This is a genomic window from Dickeya fangzhongdai, from assembly GCF_002812485.1.
Lineage (GTDB): Bacteria > Pseudomonadota > Gammaproteobacteria > Enterobacterales > Enterobacteriaceae > Dickeya > Dickeya fangzhongdai.
The window spans coordinates 1,697,696-1,710,297 of sequence record NZ_CP025003.1; the positions used below are offsets into that span (position 1 = coordinate 1,697,696).

Genomic DNA, 12,602 nt, shown 5'->3' on the forward strand with positions numbered 1-12,602 from the left:
AAGCACGGAGGCAAAACATGCAAGAGACCTTTTTTCAACACCCTGCATCTTTGGCGCAGAAGAGATTATGGTTACTGCAACAACTGGAGCCGCAATCGGCCAACTACCATATTCCGACCTTGCTGGAATTGAACGGGCCGGTGGACCGGGCGGCGCTACAGCAGTCGGTCGACTGGCTGGCGGCGCGCCATGAGTCATTCCGCACCGATTTCGCCTTTGAACAGGACGTCTTGTGGCAGCGTTGCCATCAGCACTGCGCGCTGCCGGTCGACTGGGTGGACGTGTCGGATTGCGATGACGCGCAGCAGCAACAGCGGGTGGCCGCCGAGCGGGACAAGAATATCGACCTGCATCAGGGGCCGCTGGCGCGCTTTACGCTGTTTGATTGCGGCGAACAGCGCTATCTGTTGCTGATGGTGCTGCACCACATCATCTCCGACGGTTGGTCGGCGGGCATCATCAGCCGGGAGCTGGCGGAAGGCTACAACGCCGCCCGCCGCGGCGAGGCCCTGACCCGCCCGGAGCTGGATATCCAGTACATCGATTACACCGCCTGGCAACAGGAGGAGATGGCGCAGGAAAGCTATCGACAGTCGCTGCGCTGGTGGACGGAACGGCTGCGCGGCATTGAACCGATTGCCTTTCCCACCGACCACGCCCGCCCGGCGCGCATCAGCACCCGCGGTAAAACCCTCGGCTTTCGTCTGCCCGGGGAACTGAGCCGGAAACTGGCGCAGCTGGCGCGGCAGCGCAACAACACGCTCTATTCCACCCTGCTCAGCGCATTTTATCTGCTGCTGCACCGCTACAGCGGCCAGACCGATCTGGCTGTCGGTACGCCGGTGGCCGGTCGCGGCCAACTGGCGCTGGAAAGCGTGGTGGGCTTTTTCGTCAATACGCTGGTCTACCGCATTGACCTTGACCGGGAGCAGCGTTTCGACCAGTTGCAGCAGCAGGTTTTCGAGACGGTGCTGGCCGGGCTGGAACACCAGCAGGTGAGCTTCGACCGACTGGTGGAGGCGATCAACCCGCCGCGCGACCTCAGTTATTCGCCGTTGTTTCAGATCATGTTCTCGTTTGACGAATACGAGCAAAGCCAGTGGCGGTTTGACGGCATCGACAGCCAGCCGCGGGTAACGCTGGGCGAGCATGCCAAATACGACCTGACGTTATCGATGGAAAAACAGGGCGATGAACTGCTGGGCGCCTTCGAGTACAGCACCGACCTGTTTGACGACGACACCATCGCGCGTCTCAGCCGTAATTTCATGTTCCTGCTGTCGGAGATCGTCGCGCAGCCCGAGGCGCCACTGCGCGCCTACCAGTGCGTGACGCCGGAGGAAAAGGCGCTGTTGTTGAATGACTGGCAGCGCGAGCGCGAGCGCCACCCGGTCACCGCCACGCTGCATCAGCAGTTTGAACGGCAGGCGGCGCGCCGCCCGCAGGCGGTGGCGCTCAGCGGCGAAAACGGTTTGCGCGTCAGTTACCGGCAACTTAACCAGCGCGCCAACCAACTGGCCCACTATCTGCTGAAGATGAAAGCGCAGCCGGGGGAGCATCCGTCGCGGGTCGGCCTCTGTCTGGAAAGGGACGACAACACGCTGGTGGCGATTCTGGCCATCCTCAAGGCTGGCATGACCTACGTGCCGATCGACAGCAGCCACGCTCAGGCGCGTATTCATTACTACGTGCAGGACGCCGGGCTGAACTGGGTAATTGGCGGCGAGCCGTTCCGCCATCTGTTCGCCGGGAGCGACGCCGATTTCATCAGCCTCGACAACGAAGCCGGGCTGATTGCCACCATGCCGGAAACCAACCCGGAGGTCGCCGTCACGCCGGACGACCTGGCGTATATCATTTACACCTCCGGCTCTACCGGCAATCCGAAAGGGGTGGAGATCCCGCACGCGAACGTGCTGCGGCTGTTCAGCGCCAGCGAACGCCATTTCCAGTTCAGCGAAGCGGATGTGTGGACGTTATTTCACTCCTGCGCGTTCGACTTTTCGGTGTGGGAAATCTGGGGCGCCCTGTTGTATGGCGCCCGTCTGAGCGTGGTGCCCTATTGGGTGACCCGCACGCCGGCGCGTTTTCGCCAGTGGCTGGACGATGAGCGCGTCACGGTGCTCAACCAAACGCCGTCCGCGCTCTATCAACTGATCGCCGCCGATAGCCAGGCGCCGGGACGATGCGATAGCCTGCGCTACATCGTGTTGGGGGGCGAGGCGCTGGAGCCGGCGTCGCTGCGGGCGTGGTTCGACAAATACGGCGATGACCAGCCTGAAATCATCAACATGTACGGCATCACCGAAACCACGGTACACGTCACCTGGCGCAAAATTACCCAGACCGATGCGCAGCAGGGCGGCAAAAGCCCGATCGGCGTGGCGCTGGATGACCTGCGCATCTATCTGCTGGACGCTCAGCGGAACCTGGTGCCGCTCGGCGCGATTGGCGAAATGTACGTGGGCGGCGCCGGGGTGGCCAGAGGCTATCTGCACCGGCCGGAGCTGACCGCGGAGCGCTTTATCCCGCTGCGGGATATTTTCCCGCCAGACCCGTTATCTCAAGATCCATTACCACAGCACCAACGCGGCGAGCGGGTCTACCGCAGCGGCGATCTGGCCCGCTTCCATGCCGACGGCTCGCTGGAATACCTCGGTCGTAGCGACCATCAGGTGAAGATTCGTGGTTTTCGTATCGAACTGGGCGAAATCGAAACCACCCTCAAACGGCTGCCGCAGGTGGAGCAGGCCATTGTGCTGGCGCAGCGCGACGAACAGCAGCAGACCCGGCTGGCGGCGTACGTGGTCAGTGACGAGTCGTGCACCACGGAAATGCTGCGCGCCGGATTGAAGGAAACGCTGCCGGATTACATGCTGCCGTCGGTGTTTCACTTCCTGGAGACGCTGCCGTTGACCACCAACGGTAAAATCGACCGGGCGGCGCTGCTGGCGCTGCAACAGGACCGGCCGCAGCTCGCCAGCGAATTCGTGGCGGCGCGCACCGAGGTGGAGCGTCGGTTGGTCGATCTGTGGCGTCAGGCGCTGCAACTCGACGCCATCGGCGTGCATGACAATTTCTTCGCGCTGGGGGGCGACTCGCTGCGCGGGGTGCAACTGGTGGGGCGCGCCAACGATCTGGACTGGAACCTGTCGCTGGTGGACCTGTTCCAGCATCAGACCATCGCCGAACTGGCGACGCTGATTGAGCAAACGCTGTCCGGGCAGCGCGGCGGCGTAGCGCGCACCGAGCCGTTCAGCCTGATTTCGGCGCAGGATCGGGCGCGGTTGCCGGATGAGGTGGTGGATGCCTATCCGCTGAGCCGTATGCAGGCGGGGATGTTCTACCACATGCAACTGACGCCGGACGCCAACGTCTACCACTGCACCGGCACCTCCCATCTGCGGCTGTCGCGGCCGTTCGATCAGCAGGCGTTCCGTCAGTCGGTGCAGGAAGCGGTGGCGCGTCATGACGTGTTGCGCACCGCGTTCGATCTGGAAAACTACAGCCAGCCGCTGCAACTGGTGCTGCGGCATGCCGAACTGCCGATCGTGTTTGAAGATTTGCGCCACCTCAGCGCCGACGAACAGGAAGCCCGCATCAAGGCGTTGCTGGAGTCGGAGCGGGTCACGCCGTTCGACCTGCTCAACCCCACGCTGCTGCGTTTCTTCATCTACCTGCGCGACGACACCAGTTTTCAGTTCACGCTCACCGAGTGTCACCCGGTGTACGACGGCTGGAGCTACCATTCGCTGATTGTCGAGATTTTTAACCGCTATGCGGCGCTGACCGGCGTCAAAGACTGGCTGCCGGACGCGAAAACCGGCATCGAATACCGCGATTTCATCGCTCAGGAACAACGGCTGATCAACGACCCGCTCCAACAGCAGTGGTGGCAAGAGAAGCTGGCGGACTGCACCTTGCTGAAACTGCCGCGTAAGGCGGGCGCTCAGGGGTACGCGGACATACCGCCGCGCCTGCGCTCGATATCGCTGACGCTGGACGCGGAGGTTTATAAAGGCATCCGCCGGTTGATGGCCAACCTGGCGGTACCGATGAAAAGCGTGTTGCTGAGCGCTCACCTCAAGGTGATGAGCCTGTTCAGCGGCGAAAACGACGTGTTGACCGGTATCCCCACCAACGGCCGTCCGGAGGCCAAAGGCGGCGACCAACTCTACGGCCTGTTCCTCAACATCCTGCCGTTCCGGCAGCAATTAACCGAGAACAGCTGGGGGGAATTGATCCGCCAGACTTTCGCCAACGAGAGCGGCATGATGCCGTACCGCAGTTTCCCGCTGGCGGACATCCAGCGGCACTTCGGCCCGCAGCCGCTGCTGGACGAAGTGCTGTTCAACTACATGGATTTCCATGTCTACGAACGCCTGTTGCCGGAGCTGGGGTTTGAAGTCGCCAGTAACCTCAATAGCGATGCGGTGCACGAAGGCACCCACTTTGCGCTCAATGTGCATTTCCAGCACTACACGCTCACCTCGTCGCTGGTCAGTAATCAGGTCTCCATCCAGTTGGACTACAACGAAAACCTGCTCAGCCATGAACAGGTCCGGCATATGGCGGATTGCTACCGGGCGGTGTTCCGGGCGATGGTGAGCGACGAGCAGGCCATTCATACGCGTCAGTCGTTCCTGACCGATGCGCAACGGGCGCAGGTGGCGGCGTTCAGCCACGGCAAACCGGGCTATCAGGGAACGGATACGCTGGCGGCGCTGTTCGCCGAACAGGTGGCGCGTCAACCGGATGCCACCGCGGTGATTCTGGACGAGCGGCGGCTGAGCTACCGCCAACTGGACGGCCACACCACGCAGCTGGCGCACTGGCTGGCGCGGCAGGGGGTGAAAAAAGGCGATCGCGTCGGGCTGTGGCTGGGGCGCAGCATCGAGCTGGTGGCGGCGATTCTGGCGCTGACCAAGCTGGAGGCGGTGTACGTGCCGCTTAACAAGGAAGACCCGCTCGCCCGGCGTCATGAACAACTGCAGGACGCCAACTGCGTACTGATGCTGGCCCGCCAGGGCGACGAGGCGCAGGTGCAGCAGACGCCGGTGCCGGTGCTGTATCTTGGGGAACAGGGTCCCTGGCTGTCGATGCCGCACACCGCGCTGCCGGTTTCGGCGTATAACGCGCTGCCTGCCTACGTGATGTACACCTCCGGCTCCACCGGCAAGGCGAAAGGGGTGCTGATTGGTCAGCGCGGCATTCTGCGGCTGGTCAGGGAAGTGGATTATGTCGAGCTGGAGCCGTACCAGCGTTTTCTGATGCTGGCGGCGGTGAGTTTCGACGCCTCTACGCTGGAGATGTGGGGGCCATTGCTCAACGGCGGCGCCATCGTCATCTACCCGCATGACGGCGTGGACATTCCCCGGTTATCGCAGTTGATTCAGCAGCACGAGGTGGAATGCCTGTTCCTGACGACGTCGCTGTTCAACCTGTTGGTGGATGAACAACCGCAGGCGTTGCAGGGCGTCAGGCAACTGCTCAGCGGCGGCGAGGCGATGTCCGCCAGCCACGCGGCGCGTATACAGGCGCTGTACCCGCAGCTGGAGCTGGTGAACGGCTACGGTCCGACGGAAAACACCACCTTCACCACCTGCTATCGCTACCGGGCCGACGCGGTGAACGACGCGCAGGGCATTCCTATCGGCCGCCCCAACCCCGGCAACGAGGTGCTGATTCTGGACCGCTTCATGCAGCCGGTGCCGGTGGGCACGCCGGGCGAACTGTACATCGGCGGCGATGGTCTGGCGCTCGACTACCTCAATCAGCGCGAACTGTACGACCGGTTGTTTGTGGCGCATCCGCAGCAACCCGGCCGTCGCCTGTACAAAACCGGCGATCGCGGCCGCTGGCTTGAAGACGGCAACATCGAATACCTCGGTCGTCTGGATAATCAGAACAAGATCCGCGGTTATCGCATCGAACTGGGGGAAATCGAGTCGGTGCTGTGCCAGCATCCCGGCATCGAACGCGCCGCCGCCGTGGTGGTGAGCGATGGACCCAAAAAGCAAATCGTCGCCTGTGTGGTTCGACTGGCGGACAGCCAGCCCGACAGCCACGCGCTGCGCACCTTCCTGCTGGAGCGTCTGCCGCGTTACATGGTGCCGGGCCGGTTTAGCTTTGTCGATTCGCTGCCGCTGACCATGAACGGCAAGCTGGACGTGGCGAGCCTGAAACAGAGCCTGCAGGCGCCCGTCACCCTGAAACCGCAGAGCGACCCGCTGGTCGGGACGATTCAGGCGGTGTGGGCGGAGGTGCTGTCCATCCCGCTGCCGGATCAGCAGGAGAACTTCTTTGATCTGGGCGGTGACTCGCTGCTGCTGGCGCGGGTGCACCTCAAGCTGGTAGCCATCGGCTTCCCGCAGCTGAGCGTGCTGGACCTGCTGAACTTCACCACCATCGAACAACTGGTGCAGCACATCCGGGGCAACAAGGCGGCGCAAACGCGGGATCGCCAGCAGGTGGAAAGCAGTATTCAGGAAGGGCGGCGTCGTTTGTCCGCGTTGCAGGCCAAAAGGAGCATGGGGTAAATGGAGATGGTGCAATCAACCCACGGTTATGAACTGGCGATTATCGGTATGGCCGGGGTATTCCCCGGCGCTGACGATGTGGCGCAATTCTGGCGAAATCTGGTGGAGGGGGTGGAGTCGATCCGCACCCTGAGCGATGAAGAGCTGGACGCCGCCGCCATTCCGGCGGCGCTGCGTCAGCAGGAGGATTATCTGGCGCGGGCGGCGGACCTGGCGCAACCCTGCGCGTTTGATGCGGCGTTTTTTGGCTATTCGCCGCGGGAAGCGGAAGCGATTGACCCGCAACAGCGGGTATTTCTGGAAGTGTGCTGGCATGCGCTGGAAAACGCCGGTTACGCGCCGGACAAGTTCGACGGGCAAATCGGCGTCTATGCCAGCAGCGCCGAGAGCAGTTACCTGATCCATTGCCTGCTGGACCGGCCTGACGTGCTGCGCCGCGTGTCGTTGTCGGAGCTGCAAAACGGCAACAACCGCGATTTTGTCTCCACCCGCGTGGCGTACAAGCTGAATCTGCACGGCCCGACGATGACCATCGGCGCGGCCTGCGCCAGCTCACTGGTGTCGTTGCACTTCGCGTGTCAGGCGTTGCTGATGGGCGAATGCGATATGGCGCTGGCGGGAGGGGTGCATATCGGCATGCCGGATAAGGGCGGCTACCGGTTCGGCGACAGCGGAATCCTGTCGCACGACGGTCATTGCCGCCCGTTCGACGCCGACGCCAGCGGCATGATTGGCGGCGATGGCGCGGCGACGGTGGTTATCAAGCGGTTGCAGGATGCGCTGGATAGCGGAGACACCATCACGGCGATCATCAAAGGTTCGGCCATCAGCAATGACGGTTCGCGTAAGCTGGGTTTCAGCGCGCCGTCGGTGGCCGGGCAGGTGGATGCCCTGCAACGGGCGCTGCTGGCGGCGGACGTGCCGGCCAGCAGCATCGGCTATATCGAGGCGCATGGCACCGGCACCCATCTGGGCGACCCGATCGAGGTCAAGGCGCTCAAGGAGGCGTACCAGATTGACCACCCGGTGCCGCAAAGCTGCGCGGTGGCGTCGGTGAAAGCCAATATCGGCCATCTCGATTCGGCGGCGGGCGTGACCGGGATCATCAAGGCGGCGCAGATGCTGCGCTACGGCTATATTCCGCCCGCCATCAGCTTTACCCGTCTTAACCCGGAAGTCGTGCTGGACGGCACCCAGTTCTATATCCCGACCGAAGGCAAAGAGTGGGGCGGCGACGAGGTGCGCCGCGCCGGGGTGAGCGCGTTCGGCATCGGCGGCACCAACGCCCACGTCATTCTGGAGGAGTCGCGCTTTGTCGGTTCGTCCGGACCCGCGCCGCAGACGCAATTGCTATGCTTTTCCGGCCATACGCCGACCGCATTGCGCGACAACATCGCCCGTTTTCATTACTGGTTCGCCTCCACGCCGCAGGCATCGCTGGCCGATGCCGCTTATACGCTCCAGCAGGGGCGTAGCGATCTGCCTTATCGCTACAGTCTGGCGGTGGAAGGCCGTGAGCAGGCGCTGTCGCTGCTGGTGCAGGCCAGCCCGGCAACGGCTAAGGTCGCCAAAGAGAAAAAGGCGTTGGTGTTCATGTTCAGCGGGCAGGGTTCGCAGTACCCCGGCATGATGGCCGGGGTTTATCAGCAGGCGCCGGTATTCCGTGAAACGGTGGACCGCTGCGCTGCCTTGCTGCATCCGTTGCTGGGGCTGGATATTCGCCCGTTGTTGTTTGAGGCCGACGGGCAGGACCAGGGTTCACCGCTGTACCAGACCCGCTTTACCCAACCGGCGCTGTTCGTCGTCGAATACGCCCTGAGTCGCCAGTTGATGGACTGGGGGATCGTGCCGACCGCCTGCATCGGGCACAGCATCGGCGAATACGTGGCGGCGTGTCTGGCCGGGGTGTTTAGCCTGGAAGATGCGCTGACGCTGGTAAGCCGACGCGGCGAACTGATGAACGCCATGCCGCCCGGCACGATGCTGGCGCTCTCGATGCCGGCGGCGCAGGCGCGTGAGGCGCTGATTGACGGCGTGACGCTGGCGGCCAGCAATGCGCCTGAATTTTGCGTGGTGTCCGGCCCGGCCGAGGCTATCGACCGCATGGCGCAGCGCATGGAAGCGCGCGGGGTTGAAACCAAACGGCTGCATACCTCCCACGCCTTCCACAGCCCGATGATGGACGGCTGTCTGGAAGCATTCCGGCGCGCATTCGACAGCGTGACCCTGCAGGCGCCGCAGCTGCCGTTTATCTCCTGCCTGACGGGCGACTGGGTGAGCGATGAGCAGGCGACCGACCCGGATTACTGGGTGCGCCAGCTGCGCGAACCGGTCGCCTTCAGCGAAGGGATTGCCAGCCTGTTGGGTTACGGTCCGTCGCTGCTACTGGAAGTCGGCCCCGGCAAGGCGCTGACCGGACTGGCGACGCTGCAACTGGACGGCGAGCGCTCGGATAGTCGCGTGCTGGGCATGCAGCCCGATTTTCGCCACCGCGAGAACGATTATCGCCAGTTGCTGAGCGCGCTGGGGCAACTGTGGCAGTGGGACGTCAAGCCGGACTGGCGCGCGTTCTACCGCCACCAGTCCCGTTGCCGTATCCCGTTGCCGGGCTATGCCTTCCAGCGTCAGGTGTACGATCTGTCCCGGCTTGCCGCCCCGGCGACAACGCTGTCGTCGCAGGCCGCTCCGGCCGGTCAGCGCCTGCCGCTGGAGCAGTGGGCCAGCCAGCCTTGCTGGCATCAGAAACCGCTCAACGCCGCGCCGCGCGTGACCTGGCGCGGTCGCGGCATCGTGCTGTTCATGGATAAAACCGGGATGGCGGAACGGCTGGCCGGGCAACTGGAACAGCAGGGCGCGCGGGTGTGCCGGGTAACGGCGGGCAAACGCTTTAGCCGTAAAAATCCGCTGAATTGGGTGATCGAACCCAACGCGCCGCAGGATTTGGCGGCGCTGGCGTCCTCGCTGGAGAAGCAGAAATTCCCGCTGGATCACCTGATCCTGTGCTGGCCGGTGTCGCGCCGGGCGTTGCCGGTGCATACCGCCATCGGTCACTACGAAACCCTGCTGAGCATTGCCCGCCAGTTTGCCGGCGCCGAGCGCCAGACGCCGCTGTTGCTGCATGTGGTGTCCAATGGGCTGCATGCGGTGACGCCGACGGATCGTTGCGACCCGGCGCGTTCGCTGCTGGTGGGGCCTTGCCGGGTGCTGGAAAAAGAGTTCGAGCAAGTGGTGTGCCGCAGCATCGACATCGATGCGCCGTCGCGCGTGCTGTTTGCGCCGGCATTTGACCGCAATCTGGCGCCGCTGCTGGCGGAGCTGGGCGCGCCGGGCGACGAGCAGTTTGTCGCGTTGCGAGGCGGGGTCCGCTATATCCCGAGTCTGGAGCAGGTGGTGGCCGAACCGGCGGACGAGGCGCAACTGCCGGTGCTGACTCACGGCCGTTATCTGCTGACCGGCGGTTTCGGCGGCATCGGTATGACGGTGGCGCAGTGGCTGGCGCAGCACTACCGGGCGCACGTCATCCTGCTGGGGCGAGGCGACGTACCGCCACAGTCGCGCTGGCAGCAATGGCTGGACGAACACGACGACAGTAATGAGAAATCGCTGAAAATCAGGCAGCTACAGAAAATTCAGCAGTTGGGCGGCACGGTGACGGTGATCGCCGCCGATCTGGGTAACGCCCGTCAGGTGACCCAGGCGCTGAAAGCGGTCACTCATGCCCACGGCGCGATTCATGGCGTGTTTCACTGCGCCGGGGTGGCGGATGGCCGCCTGATTCAGCAGCGTACCCCGGCGGATTCGCTGGCGGTGTTCAAGGCCAAGGTGTGGGGCACGCTGGTGCTGGAGCGCTACTTCCAGCGCCGCCCGCTCGATTTCTTTGTGCAGTGTTCGTCGCTGGCGGCGGCGGTCGGCCCGATGGGCCAGGTCGCCTACTGTTCCGCCAACGCCTATCAGGATGCCTGGGCCACCGCCCGCAGTCGTCGCAGGACGCACACCCGTTACCTTTCCATCGGCTGGGACTCCTGGCAGGAAGTCGGAATGGCGGTGGACAGCCTGAAAAAATGGAACAGCGGCGACACCGAGGCCGTGATCCGTCACGGCATCCGGCCGCAAGAGGGCTGCGAACTGCTGGCCCGGCTGCTGGTTCGTCAGGCGCCGCAGTATGTGATATCGACGCGCGGGCTGCCGCTGCCTGACGCCGATACCCCGGCTGAGGACGACGCGCCGGCGGAGGAAACCGGGCAGGAAACCAGCCTGTACCCGCGTCCGCCGCTCAGCAACGCCTATCTGGCGCCCCGTGACCACATCGAGCAGACCATCGCCCGCATCTGGCAGGAAAAAATGGGGCTGGGGCCGATTGGCGTTGACGATGACTTCTTCGAACTGAACGGCCATTCGCTGATGGCGGTGCAAATCATCGCCCAGATCAAGCAACAGCTGAAGGTGGCGTTCCCGGTGGGCTTTATCTATGACTATCCCACCATCGCCAAACTGGCCGGGCAGGCGCGATTGCGTCAGGAACCGGCCCAACCGGCGCTGGAGGCGAGCGTATGAGTAGCCTGAATTCGTTTTCGGCGTCATCGGAGCATGTCGTGAACGCGGCGGCCTCAGGGGCGGCGGTGCCGCTGGTGTATGCCCAGCACTGCTTCTGGTTTGTGGCGATGACGCTGGGGGACACCGCCAACAATCAGTCCGGTATTCTGATTGAAGGCGACCTGCAGCCGGAACTGCTGGAAAAAGCGCTGAACTGCCTGATCCACCGTCACAGCAGTTTGCGTATGGCCTTCAGCCACTGGACGCCGGTGCAACAATGCCGGGCGTTCCACGGTTTTGACCTGTCGGTGATCAAGCTGGATGGGTGCGGCGAAGGGGAACGCCGTCGGCGTGTTTCAGACATTTCGGCAAGGTTTATGGCGCAGCCGTTCGCGCTGGACAAGCCGCCCCATCTGCGGGCGCAACTGTTCCAGTTGCAGCCGCAACGCTACCTGCTGCTGCTGAGTATGCCGCACATCATTGCCGATGGCGGCGCCTTTCACTTGTTTGAGCAGCAATTATGGCAGGTTTACTCGGCGCTGAACGCCGGCCGCACCCCGCACGATAATCAGGACGCGACGCCGATTGAGCAGTGGGTGGCGCAGGAGCGTGTGCAAAGCGACGAGGCGCTGCAGGCCGAGCTGGCGTTCTGGCGTCAGCATCTGGCGGGCTATCGCTACGCCCACTTCCCGCTGTCGTTGATCAACCAGCGGGAATTGATCGATCACCAGTGCGATATCCCGCTGGCAGACAGCGATATGGAACGCATAAAGCAGCTGGCGCGCCAGCACCGCATGAGCGTGCAGATGGTGTTGCTGGCGATCGTCGGGCAGGTGGTGCATCAGCTGAGCGGCGAGTCGCGTTTTGCCCTCAATTCGGTGCTGGAAGGGCGCAATCAGCCGGGGTCCGAGACATTGATGGCGCCGCAACTGCGCGCCATGCCGGTACCGATGGATTTTAGCCAGCAGCCGGATCTCGCCGCTCTGCTGGAGCAGGTGCGGCAGAATGTGCTGCAAGCCTATGAGCATATGCACTCGTGGAGCCTGCCGATCGGCATTCTGGCCCGCCAGCGCTGGTCGCACAGCCCCCGGCTTTTGGTGACCGGCATCGAATGGTTGAGCCGTCTTTATTGCGGCATCGCCCGCAAGGCCCGGCTCTATCCGCGCTTTCTGGCGGATTTCCTGTTCATGGAGCCCAAACCGCCCCGCTGGTGGTGGGCGCGCGATCCGGCGTGGCGGGCCAAAGGCGTGGCCGACCCGCTGATCAACATCAACGTGTTGCAGGATGCCTTCAAGACCGACGCGCCGCAGGCGCAGTCGGCAACCCTGGCTATCCGCCACTGCCGGGAATCGGACTATTTTACCGACGCCGACATCGCCACCCGCTGGGAAAGCGACACCATCAATATCTACATTACCCGCGGGGCCGACCGGCAGTTAAAACTGCACATCACGTGCTGCTGTTTTAATCAGGACGGCATGGATCGTTTTTTACAGTTGCTCCGTCAACAGCTCTCTTCCCTTGGTTAAA

At 63.4% G+C, this 12,602-nt stretch carries 3 protein-coding genes; all 3 read left to right on the forward strand.

Annotated elements, in window-relative coordinates:
* Window positions 1–17 precede the first annotated feature (17 nt).
* Genes CVE23_RS07730 through CVE23_RS07740 form a run of 3 tightly spaced genes read left to right on the forward strand, consistent with a single transcriptional unit; the run spans window position 18 to window position 12,601 of the window.
* Window positions 18–6,539: a non-ribosomal peptide synthetase gene (locus tag CVE23_RS07730; RefSeq protein ID WP_100849230.1), complete on the forward strand. Its 6,522-nt coding sequence runs from the start codon at window positions 18–20 to the stop codon at window positions 6,537–6,539.
* Window positions 6,540–11,093, forward strand: a complete 4,554-nt coding sequence (locus CVE23_RS07735; RefSeq protein ID WP_100849231.1) for a type I polyketide synthase — start codon at window positions 6,540–6,542, stop codon at window positions 11,091–11,093. It abuts the gene before it with no gap.
* On the forward strand, window positions 11,090–12,601 hold the full coding sequence (locus tag CVE23_RS07740; protein ID WP_100849232.1) for a condensation domain-containing protein: 1,512 nt from the start codon (window positions 11,090–11,092) through the stop codon (window positions 12,599–12,601). The genes CVE23_RS07735 and CVE23_RS07740 overlap by 4 nt, the downstream gene beginning before the upstream one ends.
* The last annotated feature ends 1 nt before the right edge of the window (window position 12,602 follow it).